Origin of the sequence: Kitasatospora xanthocidica (genome assembly GCF_014656195.1) — a bacterium.
Lineage (GTDB): Bacteria > Actinomycetota > Actinomycetes > Streptomycetales > Streptomycetaceae > Kitasatospora > Kitasatospora xanthocidica.
Genome location: NZ_BNBY01000056.1, coordinates 1 through 23,572 on the forward strand (window position 1 = coordinate 1; position 23,572 = coordinate 23,572).

The 23,572-nt window shown below is 72.5% G+C and carries 20 protein-coding genes; 11 read left to right on the forward strand and 9 right to left on the reverse strand.

Annotated elements, in window-relative coordinates; translation table 11 throughout:
- Nucleotides 1-38: 38 nt before the first annotated feature.
- The 4 genes from araA to IE332_RS40000 all read right to left on the reverse strand — a co-directional run bounded on the left by araA (nucleotide 39) and on the right by IE332_RS40000 (nucleotide 5,298).
- Entirely contained in the window at nucleotides 39-1,547 is a 1,509-nt protein-coding gene (araA, locus tag IE332_RS39985; protein WP_189926712.1) for an L-arabinose isomerase, read from the reverse strand.
- An 11-nt stretch (nucleotides 1,548-1,558) separates the two neighbouring features.
- Nucleotides 1,559-2,227 (reverse strand): L-ribulose-5-phosphate 4-epimerase, encoded by a 669-nt coding sequence (locus IE332_RS39990; protein WP_189926714.1) that lies wholly within the window; start codon nucleotides 2,225-2,227, stop codon nucleotides 1,559-1,561.
- Entirely contained in the window at nucleotides 2,227-3,921 is a 1,695-nt protein-coding gene (locus tag IE332_RS39995; RefSeq protein ID WP_189926716.1) for a ribulokinase, read from the reverse strand. Before IE332_RS39995 ends, IE332_RS39990 begins: the two co-directional genes overlap by 1 nt.
- Nucleotides 3,922-4,266: 345 nt before the next feature.
- A complete protein-coding gene (locus tag IE332_RS40000; protein ID WP_229929313.1) occupies nucleotides 4,267-5,298 on the reverse strand; it encodes a LacI family DNA-binding transcriptional regulator in 1,032 nt (343 codons plus the stop codon).
- A gap of 626 nt (nucleotides 5,299-5,924) precedes the next feature.
- On the opposite strand from IE332_RS40000, the gene chvE reads away from it, so the two are divergent.
- From chvE to mmsB, 3 genes are all read left to right on the forward strand, one after another.
- Nucleotides 5,925-7,019 carry a multiple monosaccharide ABC transporter substrate-binding protein gene (chvE, locus tag IE332_RS40005; RefSeq protein ID WP_308437665.1) on the forward strand — a complete coding sequence of 365 codons (1,095 nt, stop codon included), beginning with the start codon at nucleotides 5,925-5,927 and terminating at the stop codon, nucleotides 7,017-7,019.
- A 116-nt stretch (nucleotides 7,020-7,135) separates the two neighbouring features.
- Nucleotides 7,136-8,683 carry a multiple monosaccharide ABC transporter ATP-binding protein gene (mmsA, locus tag IE332_RS40010; protein WP_189926718.1) on the forward strand — a complete coding sequence of 516 codons (1,548 nt, stop codon included), beginning with the start codon at nucleotides 7,136-7,138 and terminating at the stop codon, nucleotides 8,681-8,683.
- 3 nt (nucleotides 8,684-8,686) lie between these two features.
- Nucleotides 8,687-9,922 (forward strand): multiple monosaccharide ABC transporter permease, encoded by a 1,236-nt coding sequence (mmsB, locus tag IE332_RS40015; protein ID WP_189926720.1) that lies wholly within the window; start codon nucleotides 8,687-8,689, stop codon nucleotides 9,920-9,922.
- A gap of 673 nt (nucleotides 9,923-10,595) precedes the next feature.
- On the opposite strand, the gene IE332_RS40025 is transcribed toward mmsB, so the two are convergent.
- Both IE332_RS40025 and IE332_RS40030 read right to left on the reverse strand, forming a co-directional pair.
- The gene (locus IE332_RS40025; RefSeq protein WP_229929314.1) at nucleotides 10,596-10,865 is read right to left on the reverse strand and encodes a hypothetical protein; all 270 of its coding nucleotides are present in this window, start codon (nucleotides 10,863-10,865) and stop codon (nucleotides 10,596-10,598) included.
- A 139-nt stretch (nucleotides 10,866-11,004) separates the two neighbouring features.
- On the reverse strand, nucleotides 11,005-11,367 hold the full coding sequence (locus tag IE332_RS40030; protein ID WP_189926722.1) for a DUF1304 domain-containing protein: 363 nt from the start codon (nucleotides 11,365-11,367) through the stop codon (nucleotides 11,005-11,007).
- A 296-nt stretch (nucleotides 11,368-11,663) separates the two neighbouring features.
- Here IE332_RS40030 and IE332_RS40035 point away from each other — a divergent pair, with 296 nt between their 5' ends.
- The 6 genes from IE332_RS40035 (at nucleotide 11,664) to IE332_RS40060 (ending at nucleotide 17,176) form a co-directional block, all read left to right on the forward strand.
- The gene (locus tag IE332_RS40035) at nucleotides 11,664-12,695 is read left to right on the forward strand and encodes an expansin EXLX1 family cellulose-binding protein (RefSeq protein WP_189926724.1); all 1,032 of its coding nucleotides are present in this window, start codon (nucleotides 11,664-11,666) and stop codon (nucleotides 12,693-12,695) included.
- Between the two features lie 128 nt (nucleotides 12,696-12,823).
- Complete coding sequence (locus IE332_RS40040; RefSeq protein WP_189926727.1) at nucleotides 12,824-13,354, forward strand: SigE family RNA polymerase sigma factor; 531 nt, start codon at nucleotides 12,824-12,826, stop codon at nucleotides 13,352-13,354.
- Complete coding sequence (locus IE332_RS40045; protein ID WP_189926729.1) at nucleotides 13,351-14,154, forward strand: hypothetical protein; 804 nt, start codon at nucleotides 13,351-13,353, stop codon at nucleotides 14,152-14,154. Before IE332_RS40040 ends, IE332_RS40045 begins: the two co-directional genes overlap by 4 nt.
- A gap of 296 nt (nucleotides 14,155-14,450) precedes the next feature.
- Nucleotides 14,451-14,804 (forward strand): hypothetical protein, encoded by a 354-nt coding sequence (locus IE332_RS40050; RefSeq protein ID WP_189926738.1) that lies wholly within the window; start codon nucleotides 14,451-14,453, stop codon nucleotides 14,802-14,804.
- Nucleotides 14,805-15,059: 255 nt separating this feature from the next.
- Nucleotides 15,060-15,650: a carbonic anhydrase gene (locus tag IE332_RS40055; protein WP_189926740.1), complete on the forward strand. Its 591-nt coding sequence runs from the start codon at nucleotides 15,060-15,062 to the stop codon at nucleotides 15,648-15,650.
- A gap of 62 nt (nucleotides 15,651-15,712) precedes the next feature.
- Nucleotides 15,713-17,176, forward strand: a complete 1,464-nt coding sequence (locus IE332_RS40060; protein WP_229929315.1) for a SulP family inorganic anion transporter — start codon at nucleotides 15,713-15,715, stop codon at nucleotides 17,174-17,176.
- A 102-nt stretch (nucleotides 17,177-17,278) separates the two neighbouring features.
- Here IE332_RS40060 and IE332_RS40065 read toward each other — a convergent pair whose 3' ends face one another.
- The 3 genes from IE332_RS40065 to IE332_RS40075 all read right to left on the reverse strand — a co-directional run bounded on the left by IE332_RS40065 (nucleotide 17,279) and on the right by IE332_RS40075 (nucleotide 21,244).
- A complete protein-coding gene (locus IE332_RS40065) occupies nucleotides 17,279-19,318 on the reverse strand; it encodes a PTS fructose transporter subunit IIABC (protein ID WP_189926744.1) in 2,040 nt (679 codons plus the stop codon).
- Between the two features lie 208 nt (nucleotides 19,319-19,526).
- On the reverse strand, nucleotides 19,527-20,486 hold the full coding sequence (gene pfkB / locus IE332_RS40070) for a 1-phosphofructokinase (protein ID WP_189926746.1): 960 nt from the start codon (nucleotides 20,484-20,486) through the stop codon (nucleotides 19,527-19,529).
- Nucleotides 20,483-21,244 (reverse strand): DeoR/GlpR family DNA-binding transcription regulator, encoded by a 762-nt coding sequence (locus IE332_RS40075; RefSeq protein WP_189926759.1) that lies wholly within the window; start codon nucleotides 21,242-21,244, stop codon nucleotides 20,483-20,485. The genes pfkB and IE332_RS40075 overlap by 4 nt, the downstream gene beginning before the upstream one ends.
- 355 nt (nucleotides 21,245-21,599) lie before the next feature.
- Between IE332_RS40075 and IE332_RS40080 the strand changes: the two genes are divergently transcribed.
- Complete coding sequence (locus IE332_RS40080) at nucleotides 21,600-21,872, forward strand: HPr family phosphocarrier protein (protein WP_189926748.1); 273 nt, start codon at nucleotides 21,600-21,602, stop codon at nucleotides 21,870-21,872.
- Nucleotides 21,869-23,530: a phosphoenolpyruvate--protein phosphotransferase gene (gene ptsP, locus IE332_RS40085; protein WP_189926750.1), complete on the forward strand. Its 1,662-nt coding sequence runs from the start codon at nucleotides 21,869-21,871 to the stop codon at nucleotides 23,528-23,530. Before IE332_RS40080 ends, ptsP begins: the two co-directional genes overlap by 4 nt.
- The last annotated feature ends 42 nt before the right edge of the window (nucleotides 23,531-23,572 follow it).

Below are 23,572 nucleotides of genomic sequence, written 5' to 3' on the forward strand. Positions count from 1 at the left end.
CCGGGGGACGGGCGTCACCGGTGCCGGCCGCGGCGGGGTCAGAACCCCTGGGCCAGCCGGTGGTAGGCCTGGTTCCAGCGCAGTTCCTTGGTGAACCGGCGGATGTTGGTGTCGTCGTCGATCACCAGCAGCTCCACGCCGATCATCTCGGCGAGGTCCTCCAGCTCCTCGACCCCGAGCGCGCCGGAGAGCACGGTGTGGTGCGGCGCGCCGGCCGTCAGCCAGGCCTCGGTGGAGGTGTGCAGGTCCGGACGCGGCCGCCAGACGGCCCGGGCCACGGGCAGGTTGGGCAGCGGCGCCGGCGGCTCGACCACGTCGACCTCGTTGGCGACCAGCCGGAAGCGGTCGCCGAGGTCCGCGAGGCCGACCACCACCGCGGGGCCGGGCTCGGCGTCGAAGACCAGCCGGACCGGGTCCTCGCGCCCGCCGATGGAGAGCGGGTGGATCTCGCACGAGGGGGTGGCCGCCGTGATGCTCGGGCAGACCTCCAGCATGTGGGCGCCGAGGATCAGCTCCCGGCCGAACTCCAGGTGGTAGGTGTAGTCCTCCATGAAGGAGGTGCCGCCGGGCAGTCCGGTGGCGGCCACCTTGAGGGTGCGCAGCAGGGTGGCGGTCTTCCAGTCGCCCTCGCCGCCGAAGCCGTAGCCGTCGGCCATCAGCCGCTGCACGGCGAGGCCGGGCAGCTGGCGCAGCCCGCCGAGGTCCTCGAAGTTGGTGGTGAAGGCCTTGAAGCCGCCCTGCTGGAGGAAGCCGCGCAGGCCGAGCTCGATCCGCGCGGCGTACCGCAGCGACTCGTGGCGCTCCCCGTCGGCCCGCAGCTCGGGCGCGAGGCGGTAGACGTCCTCGTACTCCTTGACCAGCGCGGTGACGTCGCCGTCCGCCGTCGCGTCCACGGCCTCGACGAGGTCGTTGACGCCGTAGGTGTTGACGGAGACGCCGAAGCGCAGCTGGGCCTCGACCTTGTCGCCCTCGGTGACGGCGACGTCGCGCATGTTGTCGCCGAAGCGGGCGAGCTTCAGGTCGCGCAGTTCGGCGCGGCCGGCGGCGGCGCGGGCCCAGCCGGCGACCCTGGCGGACACGGCCGGGTCGCTGACGTGCCCGGCGACGGTCGTGCGCGGCACCCCGAGGCGGGACTGGATGTAGCCGAACTCGCGGTCGCCGTGGGCGGCCTGGTTCAGGTTCATGAAGTCCATGTCGATGGTCTGCCAGGGCAGTTCGACGTTGGCCTGGGTGTGCAGGTGGAGCAGCGGCTTCTGCAGGGCGTCCAGGCCGGCGATCCACATCTTCGCCGGGGAGAAGGTGTGCATCCAGGCGATCAGGCCGATGCAGTCGTCGGCCGAGTTGGCTTCCAGACAGACCCGGCGGATCGCCGCGGCGTCGGTGAGCACGGGCTTCCAGACGATCTCGACCGGCATCGCCGCGTCGCCGTCCAGGGTCTCGGCGATCCGCTGGGACTGCCCCGCGACCTGGCGCAGCGTCTCCTCGCCGTAGAGTCCCTGACTACCTGTCAGGAACCAGACCTGGCGACCCTCCAGGGGCTTCTTCATGGGGTGGCTCCTCACCGGGCCTGGGGCTGGCCGTAGACGTTCTGGTACCGGAAGTTGAGACTGTCGATGTCCGCCTGGGCGATCGGCAGCGGCTCGCCGAGCTGGCGGGAGAGGTGGACGGTGCGGGCGACGTCCTCGCACATCACGGCGGCCTTGACCGCCGCCTTGGCGTCCTTGCCGATGGTGAACACACCGTGGTTCTGCATCAGGACGGCGGGCGAGCGGTGGCCCTTGAGGGTGTCCACGATGCCCCGGCCGATCGAGTCGTCGCCGATCAGGGCGAAGGGGCCGACCGGGATCTCGGCGCCGAACTCGTCGGCCATCGCGGTGAGCACGCAGGGGACGGCCTCGCCGCGGGCCGCCCAGGCGCAGGCGTAGGTGGAGTGGGTGTGGACCACTCCACCGACCTCGGGGAGGTGGCGGTAGACGTAGGCGTGCGCGGCGGTGTCGGAGGAGGGCGCGTGGTCGCCCTCGACGACGTTCCCGTCCAGGTCGCAGACGATCATGTTCTGCGGTGCCAGGTCGTCGTAGGAGACGCCGCTGGGCTTGATCACGAGCAGGTCCTCGCCGGGCACCCGGGCGGAGACGTTGCCGGCGGTCCAGACCACCAGGTTGTAGCGGACCAGCTCCTGGTGCAGGTCGCTGACCTGTCGGCGGATGAGGTCGATGGTCGCGTTCACTATGCCTCGCTCGGGGTGGTGAGGGCGGCGTTCCGGATGTCGCGCAGTCGGTGCAGCAGCTTGTCGGCGCCGAGGCCGAAGTGGTCGTGCAGGGCGCGGTACTCGGCGAAGAGCCGGTCGTACACGTCGGCGGCGGCCGGGGCCGGCTGGTAGGCGCCCTGCTGCACCCGGCCCATGGCGTCGGCGGCGGTGCGTACGTCCGGGTACGCCCCGGCGGCGACCGCCGCGTGGATCGCCGAGCCGAGGGCCGGGCCCTGCTCCGACTCGGCCACCGAGACCGGGCGGCGCAGCACGTCGGCGTAGATCTGCATCAGCAGGGCGTTCTTCTTCAGGCCGCCGGTGACGATGAACTCGGTGACGGGGACCCCGCCCTGCTCCAGGGCCTCGACGATGACCCTGGTGCCGAAGGCGGTGGCCTCCAGCAGGGCCCGGTAGATCTCCTCGGGGCGGGTGGCCAGGGTGAGTCCGACGATCACGCCGGACAGGTGGTGGTCGACCAGGGTGGAGCGGTTGCCGTTCATCCAGTCGAGCGCCACCAGGCCGTGCCCGCCGACGGGTTGGGCGGACGCCTTGCGGGTGAGCAGCCGGTGCAGGTCCTCGCCGTTGGCCTCGGCCTCGGCGAGGTAGTCGGCGGGCACGCCCTGGCGCAGCCACCAGGCGAAGATGTCGCCGACGGCGCTCTGGCCGGCCTCGTAGCCGTAGGAGCCGGCGACGATGCCGTCCTCGACCACGCCGCACATGCCGGGGACGTCGGCGAGTGTCGCGCCGTTGACGACGTGGCAGGTGGACGTGCCCATGATGGCGAGGAGCCGGCCGTTGTCGACCGCGCGGGCGGCCGGGGCGGCGACGTGGGCGTCGACGTTTCCGGCGGCGACCGCGATGCCCTCCGGCAGGCCGGTCCACTCGGCGGCCCGTGCGGTGAGCGAGCCGACCCGGGAGCCGAGCGGGGAGAGCGGGTGCTCCAGGCGGGTGCGGGCGAAGTCGGCGAAGTCCGGGTGGAGCGCGGCGAGGTAGTCCTCGCTCGGGTAACTCCCGTCCTGGTGGATGCCCTTGTACCCGGCCGTGCAGGTGTTGCGGCTCTCGGCGCCGGTGAGCTGCCAGACGATCCAGTCGGCGGCCTCGATCCAGCGGGCGGTCGCGCCGTAGACGGCCGGGTCCTCCTCCAGCACCTGGAGGGCCTTGGCGTACTGCCACTCGGCGGAGATCCGGCCGCCGTAGCGGGAGATCCACTTCTCGCCCCGGGCGTGGGCCAGGTCGTTGATCCGGTCCGCCTGGCCCTGGGCGGCGTGGTGCTTCCAGAGCTTGGGCCAGGCGTGCGGGCGGGGCGTCCACTCGGGCGTCTCGGCGAGCGGGGTGCCGTCGGCGAGTACCGGCAGGACGGTGCAGGCGGTGAAGTCGGTGGCGATCCCGATGACGTGCGCCGGGTCGACGCCGGCGGCGGCGATCGCGGCCGGGACGGCGGTGCGCAGCACCTCGCGCCAGTCCCCGGGGTGCTGCAGCGCCCAGTCGGGCGGGAGCAGCCGTCCGGTGCCGGGCAGTTCGCGCTCGATCACGGCGTGCGGGTAGTCGTGGACGGCGGTTCCGACCTCCTCGCCGTCCCGGACCCGGACCACCACGGCGCGGCCGGAGAGGGTGCCGTAGTCGACGCCGACGACGTAGCGGTCGGGATCGGGGGTGGCGGGATTGACGGTCACGTGCTCATCCTTCGTACGGGGGAACGGCGTTGACGCCGTGAGCAAATGGTGTCGCCTGTCGCCGGCGCGGTCCGTGACCGGGGCAGGGGGGAGCGCGCCGGCGACAGGCTTCGTTCCGCTACCTCTCCCTCATGAAGGGCGGAACGCTTGGACCGCCGGCCGGGCGCTCAGAAACGGGGGTATCAGCGCCCGGGCCGGCGGAGTTCGGGAGGCGTTGTTAACGCTCACCGGAATTGTTAACGCTAACAACATCCATGTCAAGGGAAGTTCCCTGGTCGGCAGCCACGTGCGCGACCAGGGACACACGGGCGTTACATCGAACCCCCCTGGCGGCCCCGCCGGCGGTCAGCGCCGGACGGCGGGCCCCGCACTGCGGCGCAGCACCAGCTCCGGGGAGATCTGCACGTGGGCCGGGGAGGGCGTGGCGCTCTCCAGCTCTCCGACGAGCAACTCCAGGGCCCGCCTGCCGAGTTCACCGAAGTCCTGCCGCACGGTGGTCAGCGGCGGGGTGAAGTAGGCGGCCTCCGGGATGTCGTCGAAGCCGACCACGCTGATCTCGTTCGGGACCGCCCGCCCGGCCTCGTGCAGGGCGCGCAGCAAGCCGAGTGCCATGTGGTCGTTGGCGCAGAAGACGGCGGTGACATCGGGCAGTTGGGCGATCCGCAGCCCCGCCTGGTAGCCGGACCGGGCGCTCCAGTCGCCGCGCTCCACGTCCGGTACGGGGGCGCCGGCCGCCTGCAGCGCGAGGCGCCAGCCCTCCTCGCGGTCCTGGCTCTCCAGCCAGTTGGCCGGCCCCGCCAGGTGGTGCACGGTGCGGTGGCCCAGGTCGAGCAGGTGCCCGGTGGCCTCTCCGGCACCGAAGCGGTTGCCCACCGACACCATGGGCACCTGCGTCTGGTTGCCCGATCCGACCGCGACGACCGGAGCCGAGCTGGAGAGCCGGGCCACCGCGCTGACGGCGGAGGTCTGCGGCGCGATCACCACGACGCCCTCCACCCCCTGGTCGCGCAGCCGGTCGACGGCCTCCTGGACCGAACGGCCGTCCAGCGAGCGCAGGCTCGTCACGCTCACGAAGTACCCGGCGCTGCGCGCGGCCTGCTCGATGCCGTCCAGCATCGAGGCGGGCCCGTAGAGCGTCGAGTCGAAGCTGACCACGCCGAGCGTCTGCGAGCGACGGGTGACCAGGGCGCGGGCGGCGGAGTTGGGCCGGTAGTCCAGCTCCCGGATGGCGGCCAGCACCCGGTCCCGGGTGTCCGGCCGGACGTGCGGGGCGCCGTTGAGCACCCGGGACACCGTCTGGTGGGACACACCCGCCAGTTTCGCCACGTCCGCCATCACGGGCTGGCGTTGTTCCGTCCCGGCACTCTCGGTTCCCACTAACAGTCCCCTCCTCGGCTGTGACCACAGTACGCGACCAGGTCCAGGCCAATCCGTCACCCTCGGTTCGAACGACGGTCCTCTTCTTACCAGCCCTTCACGCCCCGGACATCTGGCCATTGCGGCGGGTGTGCGTTCACGGGTTCGCCCCAACCGCCAAAAGACCGGGCCGGACACGCCTGGCGAAGGTCCGTGATCCCGACGCCTCCGACGCCTTCCCGCTTCGCGGCCGGGTCACACCCTCCGGAGCGGGTCGTGGAACCGCGCGCGGCCGGGCGCCGGGACCGCCGCCGGGCAGCCGGCGAGGAGATCCGGAGCCCGTACCGGCCCCGCTGTTCACCGATGCTTCACCGGACCCTCACTCGGGAGAACTCCGCCAGGACCTCCCGTTCCGGTTGAGCGCGTCCGGTCGGACCGGACCGCGGCGAACCGCTATCCAACGGTGATCCGACGCCTCTTGACGTCATGGTTGTGAGCGTTAACACTTCATGACACGCCAGGCCAGAGCCGTCGCCACCCCGACGATCCACAGCGCGATGGACCGCTCCGGCCGGCACCGCTCGACCGCTCCCAGTCGCCCAGCAGGGGCGTCCTGTGCCCGGTCGCGGAACATCACTGGAGGAACTGTGCGCAAGATTTCGGCGGGCCTGGTGGCCGCAGGCCTGGTGCTCTCACTGGCGGCCTGCGGCCAGAGCGCCAACGGCGCCGGCGACGCCCCCGCCAAGGGCGACGCCAAGGGAGGCCTGGTCGGCATCGCGATGCCCACCAAGGCGTCGGAGCGCTGGATCAACGACGGCAACAACATGGTCAAGGAGTTCCAGGCCAAGGGCTACAAGACCGACCTGCAGTACGGCGACAACGTGGTGGAGAACCAGGTCTCCCAGGTGGAGAACATGATCACCAAGGGCGCCAAGCTGCTGGTGATCGCCGCCATCGACGGCTCCTCCCTCACCAACGTGCTGCAGAAGGCCGCCGACTCCCACATCCCGGTGATCTCCTACGACCGGCTGATCCGCGGCACGGCGAACGTCGACTACTACGCGACCTTCGACAACACCAAGGTCGGCGTCCTCCAGGGCACGTACATCGCCGACAAGCTCGGCCTCAAGGACGGCAAAGGCCCGTTCAACATCGAGCTGTTCGCCGGTTCGCCGGACGACAACAACGCCACCTTCTTCTTCAACGGCGCGATGAGCGTCCTCAAGCCGTACATCGACCAGAAGAAGCTGGTCGTGCTGAGCGGCCAGACCGACTTCAACCAGGTCGCCACGCTGCGCTGGGACGGCGGTGTCGCCCAGTCCCGGATGGACAACCTGCTGAGCAAGGCCTACACCTCGGCCCACGTCGACGCCGTGCTCTCGCCGTACGACGGCATCTCGATCGGCATCATCTCCTCCCTCAAGGGCGTCGGCTACGGCACCGCCAAGTCGCTGCCGGTCGTCACCGGCCAGGACGGCGAGCTGGCCTCGGTGAAGTCGATCATCGCGGGCGAGCAGACCCAGACCGTCTACAAGGACACCCGCCAGCTGGCCAAGGCCGCCGTCCAGATGGGCGACGCGCTGCTGACCGGCGGCAAGCCCGAGGTCAACGACACCAGCCAGTACAACAACGGCGTGAAGACCGTCCCGGCGCAGCTGCTCCAGCCGGTCAGCGTCGACAAGGACAACTACCAGAAGGTCCTGGTCGACAGCGGTCAGTACACCGCGGACCAGCTCAAGTAGCCCCTGGGGCCCGTCCACCGGGCCCCACGCAGAAACCGGCGGTGCGCGCCCCGGGCTCCCCGGAGCCCGGGGCCCCTCCCCCACCGCACCGCCCCGAACGATACGGACGCACACCCATGGCTGGACCCGTTCTCGAAATGCGGTCGATCAGCAAGTCGTTCCCCGGTGTCAAAGCGCTCTCCGAGGTCAACCTGACCGTGGCCGCCGGCGAGGTGCACGCCATCTGCGGCGAGAACGGCGCCGGCAAGTCCACCCTGATGAAGGTGCTCAGCGGCGTCTACCCGCACGGCTCCTACGAGGGCGAGATCCTCTTCGAGGGCGAGCCCTGCCAGTTCAAGGACATCCGGGCCAGCGAGCAGCGCGGCATCGTCATCATCCACCAGGAACTGGCGCTGGTGCCGTACCTGTCCATCGCCGAGAACGTCTTCCTCGGGAACGAGCACGCCTCCCGCGGCATCATCAGCTGGCACCGGACACTCACCCACGCCGCCGAACTGCTGCGCCAGGTCGGCCTCGACGAGAGCCCTCACACCCGGATCGCCGACCTCGGCGTGGGCAAGCAGCAGCTGGTCGAGATCGCCAAGGCGCTGGCCAAGAAGGTCAAGCTGCTCATCCTGGACGAGCCGACCGCGGCGCTGAACGACGAGGACAGCCGCAAGCTGCTCGACCTGATCCTCGAACTCAAGGCGCAGGGCATCTCCTGCATCATCATCTCGCACAAGCTGAACGAGATCGCCCGGGTCGCGGACTCCGTGACCATCCTGCGCGACGGGCAGACCATCGAGACCATCGCGATCGGCCCCGAGGGCATCTCCGAGGACCGGATCATCCGCGGCATGGTCGGCCGCGACCTGGAGCACCGCTACCCCGAGCGCACCCCTGAAATCGGCGAACTCGCCTTCGAGGTCGAGGACTGGAGCGTCCGGCACCCCATCGACCAGCAGCGCATGGTGGTCGACGGCGCCTCGCTGAACGTGCGGAGCGGTGAGATCGTCGGCATCGCCGGCCTGATGGGCGCCGGCCGCACCGAGCTGGCGATGAGCGTCTTCGGCCGCTCGTACGGGCGGTGGGCCTCCGGCACCGTCCGGCTGCACGGCCGGGAGATCCGCACCCGGACGGTGCCCGAGGCGATCGGGCACGGCATCGCGTACGTCACCGAGGACCGCAAGCAGCTCGGCCTCAACCTCATCGACGACATCAGCCGGAACATCTCGCTGAGCGCGCTCGGCAAGGTCGCCAGGTTCGGCCGGGTCAACCGGCACGAGGAGACCAAGGTCGCCGAGTCCTTCCGGCGCACCATGAACATCAAGGCCCCGACGGTGTTCACCCGGACCGGCACGCTCAGCGGCGGCAACCAGCAGAAGGTCGTCCTCAGCAAGTGGATCTTCGCCGGGCCGGAGGTGCTGATCCTCGACGAACCCACCCGGGGCATCGACATCGGCGCGAAGGCGGAGATCTACACCGTCATCGCCGACCTGGCCGCCCAGGGCAAGGCCGTGCTCGTCATCTCGTCCGAACTCCCCGAACTCCTGGGCCTGTGCGACCGGATCTACACCATGGCCGAAGGCCGGATCACCGGCGAGGTCGCCCGTGCCGACGCCACCCAGGAATCCCTCATGCGGCTCATGACCATGAGCGCCGCATCCAGCAACGAGCAGGTGTAAGGCATGGCCCAGACCGAGACCACCCCGGATTCGTCCCCGATGGCACCGCAGGCCGACCCCGGCCCCTCCCTCGGCGGCGTGCTGGCCCGCGCGCTGCGCGGCAACGTGCGCCAGTACGGCATGCTGGTCGCCCTCGCGCTGATCGTGGTGCTGTTCCAGATCTGGACGGACGGCATCCTCCTCCAGCCGCTCAACATCACCAACCTGATCCAGCAGAACGGCTACATCCTCATCCTGGCGATCGGGATGATGATCGTCATCATCGCCGGGCACATCGACCTCTCGGTCGGCTCACTGGCCGCCTTCGTCGGCGCCGCCGCCGCGGTGATGATGGTCAAGCAGCACCTGCCGTGGCCCGTCGCGATGGTGATCGCGCTGGTGATCGGCGCCCTCGCCGGCGCCTGGCAGGGCTTCTGGATCGCCTACCTCGGCATCCCGTCCTTCATCGTCACCCTGGCGGGCATGCTGCTGTTCCGCGGCGGCACCCAGATCCTGCTCCAGGGCCAGTCGGTGGCGCCGTTCCCCAAGGGCTTCCAGAGCATCAGCAGCGGCTTCCTCCCCGAGGTCGGACCGCGCACCAACTACCACAATCTCACCCTGCTGCTGGGCCTCGCGGTGCTGGCCGTCGCGATCCTGCAGGAGGTGCGCGGCCGGCGGCAGACCGTCTCGTACGGGCTGGAGCCGCTCCCGATCGCGCTGTTCCTGACCAAGCTCGCCGTGATCACCACGGCCGTGGTCGCCTTCACCATGCTGCTGGCCAGCTACCACGGCGTGCCGATCGTGCTGCTGATCCTCGGCGCGCTGCTGGTCGGCTTCGGCTACCTGATGCGCAACTCGATCATCGGGCGGCACACCTACGCCATCGGCGGCAACGAGCCGGCGGCCAAGCTGTCCGGCGTGAAGAGCAAGCGGGTCGTCTTCCTCGCCTTCGTCAACATGGGCGTCCTCGCGGCGCTGGCCGGGCTGGTCTTCGCCGCGCGGCTCAACGCCGGCACCCCGCAGGCCGGCATCAACTTCGAGCTGGAGGCCATCGCGGCCGCCTTCATCGGCGGTGCCTCCGCCAGCGGCGGCGTCGGCACCGTGATGGGCGCGATCATCGGCGGCCTGGTGCTCGGCGTGCTCAACAACGGCATGTCGCTGGTCGGTGTCGGCACCGACTACCAGCAGGTGATCAAGGGCCTGGTGCTGCTCGCGGCCGTCGGCTTCGACGTCTACAACAAGCGCCGGGCCGGTTCCTGACCCGGACCGGAGGCAGGAGGACGGGCGCGGTGTTCCCACACCGCGCCCGTCCTTCCGCGTTTCCGTAACGCGGCAGGAACATGGCAGGCCGGGCGCCGGTGCAGACTGGTCCCGCATCCGCGCGGGAGACAGGCAGACCAGGGTGACCGCCGCCGAGCAGGGCAATCTGCCCGCCCCCTTCACCGGCTTCGTGGGCAGGCGCCGGGAGATCGACGAGATCCGGCGCCTGCCGGACACCCGGCGGCTGGTGACAATCACGGGCATGGGCGGAGTGGGCAAGACCCGGCTGGCACTGGAGGTGGCCGCCGCGGCCCGCGCGGCCTTCCCCGACGGGGTCTGGCTGGTGGACCTCGCCCCGGTGAACGGCCCCTCGGCGGTGACGGCCGTGGCGTCCCAGCGCGCCGCGGGTACCCGACCTCGGCGCCCTGCCCGCACTGGACCGGCTCGCCGACTACCTGGCCGAACGGCGGGCCCTGCTCGTCCTCGACAACTGCGAACACCTCATCGACCCCTGCGCCGAGCTCGCCACCACGCTCCTGGCCGCCGCCCCCGAACTGCGCATCCTCGCCACGTGATGGACGTCCAGGTGATGCGGCTGCGCGCCGAGATCGGCCGCGACCGCATCGAGACGGTCCGCGGCTTCGGCTACAAGCTGCGCGGCTGAGGCGCTCTGCTACGCGTCGCCCGCCGGACGCGGGGGGAACCCGGCTGCCACCAGGCGTTCGGTCAGTTCGGGCAGGTCGTCGGGCGCGGCGTCGAGAAGCAGCACCAGCCGGGGGCTGTCGCCGTCCTGGCCGGCGCTCTGGCTCAGAACGGTGAGAAAGGTGGCCAGGGCGATCGGAGGTTCGTCGACGAGGAGCTCGTCCGCCTCGTGGATGACGACCGCCAACGCTGCTCGGGGGGTTTCCGCCGAGGCCTCCTGGTCGCGGCGCACGCTCAGCACCGCGTCGTGGAAACAGTCGTGGAAACAGTCGTGGAAGGCGTCCCAGTTGCCGTTGAAGCAGCCGGAGGGGTGCCTCTCGGGAGAGGCACCCCTCGGTGGACGGTCGTGCGGGATCCGGTTCGGGAGTCAGTACGGGGTTTCAGCGGGCCAGGAGCACCAGGACCAGGACGACCACCGCCGGCACGGTCTGCACGAAGAGGATCTTGCGGGAGGACGTCACGGCGCCGTACAGGCCGGCGACGGCGACGCAGCACGTGAAGAAGACCCTCACCTGGAAGCCGACCGGGTCGGAGGCGAACGCGCCCCAGAGAAGACCGGCCGCCAGGAACCCGTTGTACAGGCCCTGGTTGGCGGCCATCGCCTTGGTCGAGACCGCGAACTGCTCGGTCGTCCCGAAGGAGGCCCGGGCCCGGGGAGTGGTCCAGAGGAACATCTCCAGGACCAGGATGTAGACGTGCAGGAGGGCGAGCGCGACAACCGCAATCACGGCAACTGTGGACATGCCGGGCATAGTACGCGGCACCCGGCGCCTGACCGGTGGTGAGCCGACCTGCCGTGAGCAGGTGAACCGGCATTTTGTTCAGGCTCCGGCCCAATCGTCAAGGCCCGGCACCGGCGAGAAGAGATTCCGCGCGAGCGGCAACCTCCGCCGCACCGGCGGCAACTGACGGGTGGCACCGAGGGTGGACCACCCCCGAAAAAAATCCGCGCCGGCCCGGCAACCTTTCCGCCTCCGGCGCCCACTGGTCAGTGCAACGTCGAGTCGACCGACCGGGTCGAGCTACCGAATGGATGGGAATGAGGGCAACGAAGCACGCCTCCGCGCGGTCGATCCGCGCGCGTGGACTGGTCCTGGGCATACCGTTGGCGCTGGTGGCGGTCGGGGTGCTGGTCTGCCTGGCCTTCGCGCTCCTCCCGGAGAGCGGGGACCGGGGCGACGCCGGCGCCGTGGTGCCGGCCGCCGCCTCCGTCGCGGCCACCGGGCCGAGCACCCCACCGGAGACCGCCGCCCCGGCCGACCCCACGCCCCCCGCGGCCTCGCCGTCGGCCACCGGCCCCACGCCTTCGGCCACCGCCACCCCGTCGCCCTCGGCCACTCCCACCCCGCGGCCGTCGACCCCCACCGCCACCCGCACCACCGCGGCCCCGTCCGCGTCGGCCGCCACCGGCGGTGCCGGTGCCGCGGCGGCCGCACCGGCCACGGCCTCCCTGGCCGGGCGGATCAAGCCCGGGACGAACTACCAGGGCGTCGCGACCTCCTACGACGCCGCCGACGGCAACGGCGCCTGCTCGTTCGGCCCGTCCGGCGACCTCATGATCGCGGCGATGAACCACACCGACTACGAGTCGTCCAAGGCCTGCGGGGCGTCCGTGCTCGTCCGCGCCGCCAACGGGGCGAGCATCACGGTGCGGATCGTCAACGACTGCCCCCTGCCCTGCGCGCCCGGGCAGCTCGACCTCAGCCACGAGGCCTTCAGCAAGCTCGCCGAGCTCTCGGTGGGCCGGCTCCCGATCACCTGGACGGTGCTGAGCCCGGGCACGGCGCCGAACACGATGTCGGTCCGCTACAAGACCGGGTCGAGCCAGTGGTGGTGCGGGATCCAGGTGATCGGCCACCGGAACCCGGTGGCGGCGCTGGAGGTCCAGGCCGGAGGCGGCTGGCGACAGCTCACCCGCACCGACTACAACTACTTCCTCTCCCCGGACGGCAGCGGGTGCGGCGGGCCGATCAGGGTCACCGACGTCTACGGGGAGCAACTGACCGTCGACGGACTCGCGGTGAAACCGGACGTCGTCCAGCCGACCCGCGTCCAGTTCGCCCGGCATTGAGCGCGCCGCTCGCCCGCCGGTCGGCGGTGCTCCCCCGGAGCGGAGACCACCGCCCTGACCTGGAGACGGGCACTGCTAGGCTCACGCCTGTTAACGCTCACATTGCAGGGAGAGGGCGACCGGGGAACATGCTCCTCGATGACGCGTCCGTGGAGTTCCACGACTTCTTCGAACGCCACTACGCCGAACTCGCCCGTCTCGCCCACCTCCTGACCGGCGAGACGGACGCAGCCGACGACATCGCCGCGGACGCGCTGATCGCCCTGTGGCAACGCTGGGACCGGCTCCGCGCGGCCGACCACCCGCTCGCCTACGCCCGCGGGGTGGTCGCCAACATGGCCAAGGCCCGGATCCGCAGCGCGATCCGCGAACGGCGGCGGGTCCTGCTGTTCTGGTCCCGCGCCCCGGAGAGAACCGACGGCCCCGACGTGGCCGCCGTGCTGGACGTCCGCACGGCGCTCGACAAGATGCCGTTCCGCAAGCGGGCGTGCGTGGTGATGCGCCACGCCTTCGACCTGTCGGAGAAGGACACCGCCGCGGCGCTCGGCATATCGGTCGGTACGGTGAAGAGCCAGACCTCGAAGGGCATGGCCGAACTCAAGCGCGCCCTCGGCGCGCAAGCGGTCGGCGAACTGACAGCAGGAAGGAGGAACCGGTGAACGAGGACATCACCTGGCGGCTGCGCGAGGCCGCCGAGGCCCACCAGCCGGACCGCGCACGGATCCTGGCCCGCGTCGAACGCGGCGCGGCCGGCCCTCCCGTCCGCCACCGCACATCACCGTTCGCGAGGTCGTGGCCCAGGGCCGTCCTCGCGAGCATCGCGACCGCGGGCATCCTGGCGACCGGCGGCTTCGCCGTCGCCGCCATCATCGGGACGCCACCGCCGTCGGAGCCGGTCGTCACCACTCCGGCCACCCCTGCCCCGACGGTCACCCCTTCCCCGACGCCGTCGGAGGCCCAGGGCACCGTCGCCCCGGCACCCGCCCCCGCACCCGCACCCGCACCGGCCACGACCACCACCACCCCGGCCAGTCCGCGCCCGACCCCCTCGGCGAGCAGCCGCCCGCAGAACGGCTCGCTCTGGTCGGACGGGTCGGTCGACTCGCACAGCACGGTCTACTGGGCCCAGGACAACGTGGCCCTCAAGACCACCCAGCCGCTCACCTCGCTCACCGTCGAGCTGCGGGTCGCCCAGACCGGCGACGTACGGACCACCGGGAACTGGTGCACCCTGACGGCCGACGACTTCACCGCCACCACCCAGGAGTCCGGCGGCGTGCTGGTCTACCGCTGGGTCCTCAAGCCGGGCCGCACGGTGGCGGTCGGACAGTACGAGTTCGCCGCCCAGTTCAACCACGCCACCGGCGCGCGCAACGCCGCGAACGACACCTACCGCGTCGACGCCCAGTCGGCCGGCGGGCCCGCCTCGGTCTGGGGAGGGTTCGGCCCGGGCCGGTAAGAGCCGGCCTCTCGTGACCGGAGCGGCCGCGTCCGCTGCACGCCCCGGGGAATCCGCGACGGATTCCCCGGGGCGTTCTCGTCGGAAATCCCGGCGCCGCACCCTTCCCGTGGAAAGGTCGCATCGCAAACAATTCACCATTCGCCCGCATTCGGAGCCGTCATCGGGAGATCGTCAACCGATCCGCGCAGGTGGTTAACACATTGTTTACAGGATTGCGGAACCAGCCGCCATGACCATCCGTCAGGATTCATGAGAGTCCCAAGAACGCGTCAAGGACGGGAAAGGAGCAGGCAATGTCCTCCTCAGTCACGCGGGTGGTCGGCGTCGTCGCCGCGGCCCTCGTGGCCGTGTTGGGCATGGTGGCCCTGTCCCAGTCCGTGTCCGCGCTCACCCGGGTGGGCAACGGCCCGCGGGTGGTCGCGGAGGCGAAGCTCGTCGAGGACGCGACGCTCCCCAAGTACGCACCCGGCCTGTGCGCGACGCGCAGCCGGTCCGTCGAAGTCGCCCAGCGGCGGCCCGAGTTGGTGCCGTCCCTGATCGACGAAACCCCGGTCGTCAGCCACGCGTCCCCGGCCGGTGCCCCCGAGGCGCCGTACGGGGCGCGCAGACAGTCCAGAGCGGCGGTCCTCCAGGTGTTCCGCTGCTGATCGGCACCGCCCGTGCCCGCACGCCCGTCGACGACGGCGACACCCCGACGGTGACGCCCGGACGGTGACGTCCGGACAGTGACGTTGGCATGCCCGACACTTCACGACGGCCCACGGCGGTAATTCCCCGCCACCGCCGTCGCACTGCGTGCTGCCTTCCTCCGCATCGAACGCGTCGAACGCGTCGAACGCATCGAGCGGGCACGACCCCACGGTCTCATTCCGACACGACTCCGAAAGGCCCGAGGCATCGACATGCAGGCATTCATCGACCACGCCCGCACCTTCCGCCGCCGTGCCGCGCAGGACTCGGACGCCTTCGGGCGACTGGCTGCCGGTCAGAACCCGCAGGCGCTGTTCATCACCTGCTCGGACTCCCGCATCATCCCCTCCGCCGTCACCGGCGCCCGGCCCGGGGACCTCTTCGAGATGCGGACCGCGGGCAACATCGTCCCGCCGTACCGCCCGCACGTCCCGTCGGCCGAGGCGGCGACCATCGAGTACGCCGTCGAGGTCCTGGGGATCGCCGACATCGTGGTGTGCGGCCACTCGCACTGCGGCGCCGTCGGCGCCGTCGTACGGGGCGACGACCTCACCGGCGTGCCCGCCGTGCGCGACTGGCTGGCCGACGGCACCGCGCTGACGCCGGGCCGGGAGGCGAGCCACGACCTGGCCCGCCCGGTCCAGCGCCACGTCCTGGACCAGGTGCAGAAGCTGCGCACCCACCCGAGCGTCGCGCGCCGGGCCGACGAGGGCCGGCTCGGCCTGCACGCCTGGTTCTACGAGGTGCACACCGGCGCGGTCCTCACCCACCGCCCCGGCATCGACGCCTTCCTGCCGCTGTGACGCCGCGGACCGCCGTGAACCCGCGGCCCACCACCTCTGAACCTCCCCGGATGAGGGCTCCCATGCGTTTTCCCGCACTCAAGTACGACCTGACCGCCTCACTCGTCGTCTTCCTCGTCGCACTCCCGCTGTGCGTCGGCGTCGCCGTCGCCTCGGGCGTACCCGCCGAACTCGGCCTGATCACCGGCATCGTCGGCGGCCTGGTGACCGGCGCACTCCCCGGCAGCAGCCTCCAGGTCAGCGGCCCGGCGGCCGGGTTGACCGTCCTGGTCGCCGAGACGGTGCAGCGGTTCGGCCTGCCGGCGCTCGGCGTCGTGGTCGCCGCCACCGGCCTGCTCCAGCTGCTGCTGGGCGCGCTGCGCTGGGGCCGGTGGTTCCGCGCGATCTCCGTCGCCGTGGTCGAGGGCATGCTGGCCGGGATCGGCCTGGTCATCATCGCCGGCCAGCTCTACGCGATGGCCGACCGGCCGGCGCCCGCGAGCGGGATCGACAAGCTCCTCGGCCTGCCCGGCCTCGCCGCCCGGCTCGTCTCCTCGCCCGCCGCCGGGTACTCCTTCGCGATCGGCGCCGGCACCATCGCCGTGATCGTGCTGTGGCAGCGGCTCCCGGCCCGGGTGAAGGTCGTCCCGGGCGCGCTGGTGGCCGTCCTCCTCGCCACCGCCGCGGCCTGGCTGCTGAACCGTCCGGTGAAGAAGGTCGAGGTCAAGGGGTTGCTGGACGCCGTCCAGCCGCCGGGCAGCGGCGTGTTCGACCAGTTCGCCCCCGCCCTGCTCGTCACGATCGTGGCCTTCACCCTGGTCGCCTCCGCCGAGAGCCTGTTCAGCGCGGCGGCCGTCGACCGGCTGCACGACGGGCCGCGCACCGACTACGACAAGGAGCTCATGGCCCAGGGGGCGGGCAACGCCCTGTGCGGCGCGCTCGGCGCCCTGCCGATGACCGCCGTCATCGTCCGCAGCGCCGCCAACGTCCAGGCCGGCGCCAGGACCAAGGCGTCCCGGGTGCTGCACGGCGCGTGGCTGCTGCTCTTCGCCGCGCTGCTCCCGGCCGCCCTCGGCGTCATCCCGGTCGCGGCGCTCGCCGGCGTGCTCGTGCACGCCGGGTTCAAGCTCCTGCCGTTCAAGCAGCTCGGGCCGCTCTGGCGCGAGCACCGCTCCGAAGCGCTCGTCCTCGCGGCCACCGCCGTGGCCATCGTCACCGTCAACATGTTCGAGGGCGTGCTGATCGGCCTGGGCCTGTCGATCGTCAAGACCGCCTGGGAGACCTCCCGGCTGCACGTGGAGACGGAGGAGCCGCCCACCGGCACCATCCGGGTCCGGCTGACGGGCAACGCCACGTTCCTGCGGCTGCCCAAGCTCCTGGACACCCTGGAGGCCCTGCCGACCGACCGGGTCCTGGAGCTGGACCTCACGGACCTCCGCCACCTCGACCACGCCTGCCAGACCGCGTTGACCACGTGGGTCGAGCGCCACAACGCGAACGCCCCCGAGGCCGTACGGCTGATACCCGCGCTGGCCGGCCGGAACTGATCCTCCGGGCGGACACGAACGGGGCGCCCGCTCCTTCGAGCGGGCGCCCCGGTTCGGTTCGGGTTCGGGTCCCGGCTCGGTCCGGATCGGACCGGGTTCCGGTCAGACGGCGGCCGGCTGCTTCCCGGCGACGGGAGCGGCCACGGCCGCCTGGGCGGCGGGCTTCCGCATCCCCTTGAGCAGCACCACGACCGCCGTGGTGACCGCCGTACCCGCCACGACCGCGACCAGGTACAGGAACGGGCTGCCGATCAGCGGGAGCACCCAGATCCCGCCGTGCGGGGCGCGCAGGGTGGAGCCGAAGGCCATCACCAGGCCGCCGGCGGTCATGCTGCCGGCGATGCTCGCCGGGATGACCCGCAGCGGGTCGGCCGCCGCGAACGGGATCGCGCCCTCGGTGATGAACGAGGCGCCGAGCACCCAGGCGGCCTTGCCGTTCTCCCGCTCGTCGGGGGTGAACAGCCGGCGCCGGACGACGGTCGCCAGGGCCATGCCCAGCGGCGGGGTCATGCCGGCGGCCATCACGGCGGCCATCACCTTGAGGCTGCCGGCGTCCGGGGTGGTCCCCGCGGTGGTGAGCGCACCGGCCGCGAAGGTGTAGGCGACCTTGTTGAGCGGACCGCCCATGTCGAAGGCCATCATCGCGCCGAGCAGCACGCCGAGCAGGATCGCGTTGGAGCCGGAGAGGCCGTTCAGCCAGTCGGTCAGACCGTTCATCGCCGAGGCGATCGGCGAACCGACCACCACGAACATCAGGAAGCCGACCGCCGCCACCGACAGCAGCGGGATCACCACGACCGGCATGATGCCCTTGATCGCCCGGGGCACGTTCCAGCGGATCATCCACAGCACCAGGAAGCCCGCGGCCAGGCCCGAGACGATGCCGCCGAGGAAGCCCGCGCCGACCGCCACCGAGATGGCGCCGCCGGCGATGCCGGCGGCCAGTGCCGCCCGGTCCGCGATCGCCCAGGCGATGTACCCGGAGAGGACCGGCACCAGGAAGCCGAACGAGGCCTTGCCGGTCTGGAACAGCATCGCCGCCCAGCTGTGCGAGGAGGTCCAGTCGAAGTGGCCCAGCACGGAGGGCGCGGAGGCGATCTGGTAGCCGCCGATCGCGAAGGCGAGCGCGATCAGCAGACCGCCGGCCGCGACGAACGGGATCATGTAGCTGACGCCCGTCATCAGGTACCTGCGCAGCCGCTGGGCCCAGTGCTCGCCCGCCGGTGCGCCCGATGCGCCCGGTGTGCCCGACGCGGTGGCCGGGGCGGTGGCGGGACGTGCGCCGCCGGCGTCGGTGACCAGCCCGGCGGCCTGCGCGATCAGGTCGTCGGCGCGGTTGACGCCGGCCTTGACGCCCACGTCCACGGTCGGCTTGCCGGCGAAGCGGGCCCGGTCCCGGATCTCGACGTCATGGGCGAAGATCACCGCGTCGGCCGCCGCGATCACCTCGGGGTCGAGCGGGGTCGTCCCGGCCGAGCCCTGGGTCTCGACCTGGATCCGCGCGCCCGCCCGGGCGGCGGCCAGCTCCAGGGCCTTGGCGGCCATGTAGGTGTGGGCGATGCCGGTCGGGCAGGAGGTCACCGCGACCAGCCGCAGCCCGCCGTCGGCGACCGTCCCGGAAGGCACGGCCGTCTCCGGAACAGCGCTCGGCTCCGGGGCGGTGGCCGTCGAAGAAGCCGCGGCCGGCGCCTCCTCCCCGTTGATCGTCGCCGCGACCGCGCTCGGGCTCTCGGCGTCGCGCAGGGCCCCGGTGAAGGCGGGGTCCATCAGTCGGCGGGCCAGCGCGGCGAGGATCTGCAGGTGGGTGTCGTCCGCGCCGGCCGGTGCCGCGATCATGAAGATCAGGTCCGCGGGCCGTCCGTCCGGGGCGTCGAAGTCCACGCCCTTCGCGCTGCGGCCGAAGGCCAGGCTCGGCTGGGTGACGTGGGGCGATCTGCAGTGCGGGATGCCGATCCCGTCGCCCATCCCGGTCGGGGCCTGGGCCTCGCGGGCGGCGATGTCGGCGAGGAAGCCGTCGAGGTCGGTGACCCGGCCCTCGGCGACCAGCCGCTGGGCGAGGGCGCGCAGCGCTTCGCTCTTGTCCTCGGGGGCGAGGTAGAGGTCAACGAGTGCGGGTGTGATCAGTCCGCTGGTGTCGCTCATCGTGTCGGTCCTTCGACTGGTTCCTGACAGTTTCCCTTGCCCCCGGGAATTCGGTCGCCCTTCCGTCCCACACGGTCGGGCGTACTCTCTCCGGCGCTGGAGGCCGGAGGTTCGCCTGCGGAGTGCCCGCCGGCCCGCCGCGGTCGCGGCGGCCGGGCGGGTGGCGCGTTCGGCTCGGGTCCGTCGACGCGCCCTCGGCAGGCCGTTCTCAACCGCGGAGCGGCCGTTCGAGCGGGAGGTCCGCCGTCACGACCACCGCGGCCGGGTCCAGGTCGGCCGGGGTCGGCATGACGCTCCCCGGCAGTTGTACGGCGGCGGCGCCGTGCGCCAGGGCCGCCGCGAGCGCCTCGCGGCCGGCCCCACCGGCTCCGAGGAAGCCCGCGAGCGAGGCGTCGCCCGCGCCCACGTCGCTGCGGACGACGGCGACCGGCGCGCTGCCGTACCAGCTGCCGTCCTCGGCGATCAGCAGCATCCCGTCCGCGCCGAGGCTGGCGAGGACCTGCTGGGCGCCGCGTCCGCGCAGCTCCTCGGCCGCGTCCACGGCCTCGCCGACGGTGCGGACCGGGCGGCCCACGGCCTCCGCGAGCTCCTCCCGGTTCGGCTTGACCACGTCGGGGCGGGCCGAGAGGGCGGCCAGCAGCGCGGGGCCGGAGGTGTCCAGGGCGATCCGGGCGCCGCCCGAGTGCACCTGGGCGACCACCTCGGCGTACCACTCGGGTGCCAGTCCGCGCGGCAGGCTGCCGCAGCAGGCGAGCCAGGCCACGTCGTTCCCGGTGCCCTGTCCGGTCTTCTGGGCGTCGCGGACGAGCGCCAGCAGTGCGGCGGACTCGGCGGCGCTGAGCTCGGGGCCCACCGCGTTGATCTTCGTGAGGCTGCCGCCGTCCTCGGCGATCGAGACGTTGATCCGGGTGTCGCCCGCGATCGTGACCGCCGCGACCTCGATGCCCTGGCGGCGCAGCAGGTCGGCGAGCAGCTGGCCGGAGAGGCCGCCGAGGGGGAGGACGGCGCTGCTGCGGTGGCCGGCGGCGGTGAGCGCGCGGGAGACGTTGACGCCCTTGCCGCCCGGGTCGAGCCGGTCGTGCGAGGCCCGGTTGACCTCGCCCGGGACGAGGGTGCCCAGTTCGTAGGTGCGGTCGAGGCTGGGGTTGGGGGTGATGGTGACGATCATGCGCGAATGACTTCCGGTCCGTGGTTCTCGATCTCGGCGGTCTGCTCGTCGGTCAGCCCGGTGTCCGTGACCAGCACGTCCACCTGGTCCAGCGAGCCGAAGCGGGCGAAGTGGCGGGCGCCGTACTTGGAGGAGTCGGCCACCAGGACGACCCGCCGGGCACCGGTGAGCATGGCCCGCTTGACGGCGGCCTCGGCGAGGTCCGGCGTGGAGAGGCCGCCCTCCGGGGAGAAGCCGTTGGTGGCGACCACGGCGACGTCCGCGTGGATGTCCGCCAGGTCGCGCAGCGCCCAGGTGTCGACGGCGGCCTGGGTGCGGTGGCGCAACCGGCCTCCGACCAGGTGGAGGGCGAGCCCGCGGTGGTCGGCCAGCCGGGCGGCGACCGGGAGGGCGTTGGTGACGACGGTGAGCGTGCAGTCGGCGGGCAGCAGGCCGGCCAGCCGGGAGACGGTCGTCCCGGCGTCCAGGATGACGCTGCCCTCGCTGGGCAGCAGGGCCAGGGCCGCCTTGGCGATGCGTTCCTTCTCGGCCGCGGCCGTGGAGTCGCGTTCGGCCAGGCCGGGCTCCAGGTGCAGTGCGCCGACGGGCAGCGCGCCGCCGTGCACCCGGTGCAGCAGGCCGGCCCGGTCGAGGGCGCTCAGGTCACGCCGGATGGTCTCCTGCGTGACGCCGAAGTCCTCGGCCAGCGTCGGCACGTCCACCCGGCCCTGTTCCTGGGCGAGGCGGAGGATCTCTTGCTGCCGCTCGGGTGCGTACATGTGGGATTGAGTCCGTTTCATGTCTGTTCACGCTTGGTTCAGGCCGACCATACGCGCTCCGACCGAAAAAGCAAGAGGTCGGACGGGCTCCTGCCCGCATCTTTGAATTTGCCCGAACATGTTGACACCGCTCGGAGATCGGGCGTAGAACCAATCGAAACAACGCGCTAACGGGCGTGAAACCACAGCATGCCCGGTCCTCCGCCACTGCCCCCGTACCGCGGAGACCGGGTTCCGGTCACGGTGGCCCGCGCCCACCCCCCGCGCGGGCCACCGTGCCCACTCCCCCGCCGACCCGGCTCCCACCCGGTTCGACGGGCCCCTCTCTCCTCCGACCTCCTCCAAGGACCTCCCCATGCACTCGATCCAGGTCACCGTCGGCTCCCGGAGCGGCCTGCACGCCCGCCCGGCCTCGCTGTTCGTCCAGGCCGCGGCCCGCCAGCCGGCGAAGGTCACCGTCGGCCGCCCGGGCCAGACCCCGGTCGACGCCCGCAGCCTGCTCTCCGTCCTCGCCCTCGCGGCCGGTTGCGGCGAGACCCTGGAGCTCACCGCGGTCGGCGACCAGGCCCAGGACGCGCTGACGGCGCTCGGCGACCTGCTCGCCTCCGACCTCGACGCAGCGGCATGAGCGATCCGATCCGCGGGATCGGCGTCGGTACGGGCAGCGCGGCAGGCCCGGTCGCCCGGATGGCGTCCGTCCCCGCGCTGCCCGCCCCGAGGCCCGTCGCCGACCAGGCGGCCGAGGCGGCGGCGGTCCGCGCCGCCCTCGGTGCGGTCGTCGCCGACCTGGACGGGCGCGCCGCGCGCGTCAGCGGCGCCGGTTCCGAGGTGCTCGCCGCCCAGGCCATGATGGCCGCCGACCCGGTCCTCGCCGACGAGGCGGCCGCCCTGGTCGAACGGGGCACCGACGGCGCCCACGCGCTCACCGCCGCCTTCGCCGGCTTCCGCGCCGCGCTGGTCGCCGCCGGCGGTCACTTCGCGGAGCGCGTCGCCGACCTGGACGACCTGCGCGACCGCGCGGTGGCCCACCTGCTCGGCCTGCCCGTGCCCGGCCTGCCCGACCCCGGGCACCCGTACGTCCTGGTCGCCGACGACCTGGCGCCCGCGGACACCGCGCTGCTCGACCCCGCCCGGGTGCTCGCCCTGGTCACCGTCCGCGGCGGCCCGACCAGCCACACCGCCATCCTCGCCAAGGCGCTCGGCGTGCCCGCCGTGGTCGGCTGCGCCGGTGCCATGGAGCTGGCGGACGGCCGGTCCGTCCTGGTGCACGGCGCGGACGGCCTGGTCGAGCCCGACCCGAGCCCGGAGGCGGTCGAGCGGGCCGCCGAGCGGGAGCGCCGCCGCCGCGAACTGCTCGCCGGGGTCCGGGGGCCCGGCCGGACGGCGGACGGCCACCCGGTCGCGCTGCTGGTCAACCTCGGTGCGCCGCACGAGCTGGCCGGCGCGGCCGCCGCCGACGCCGAGGGCGTGGGCCTGTTCCGCACCGAGTTCCTCTTCCTGGACCGCGCCGAGGCACCGAGCCTCGCCGAACAGGCCGCCGCCTACCGGCAGGTCTTCGCGGCCTTCGCCGGCCGCCGGGTGGTCGTCCGCACCCTCGACGCGGGCGCGGACAAACCGCTGCCCTTCGCCACGGCCGCCGACGAGGAGAACCCGGCCCTGGGCGTCCGCGGTCTGCGCACGGCCGCCCGCGACCCCCAGCTCCTGGAGACCCAGCTCGCCGCGATCGCCGACGCCGCCGAGGGCGGCACCGCGCAGGTCTGGGTGATGGCCCCGATGGTGTCGCTCCCGCGGGAGGCCGCCGAGTTCGCCGCCCGGGTCCGCGCCCACGGCCTGCCGCTGGCCGGTGCGATGATCGAGGTCCCGGCGGCCGCCCTGCGTGCCGACCGGCTGGCCGAGGTCTGTGACTTCTTCAGCGTCGGCACCAACGACCTGGCCCAGTACACCTTCGCGGCCGACCGCACGCTCGGCTCCCTCGCCGAACTGCTCGACCCGTGGCAGCCGGCCCTGCTCGACCTGGTCGCCGCGGCCGCCAGGGCCGCGGCCGGGCACGGCCGTCCGATCGGTGTGTGCGGCGAAGCCGCCGCCGACCCGGAGCTCGCCCTGGTGCTGGTCGGCCTCGGCATCACCAGCCTGTCGGCCGCACCGGCCTCGCTCCCCGAGGTCCGGGCGGCCCTGGCCGCGCACACCCTCGCGGAGTGCCGCGAACTCGCCGAGCTGGCCCTGCGCGCCGAGGACGCCGCCGACGCCCGCGGCAAGGTCCGGTCGAGGATCGCCGGAGGCCGGTGAGGCGCGGCACGGCAACGGCGGGCGGCCGCACCGGTGTTCCGG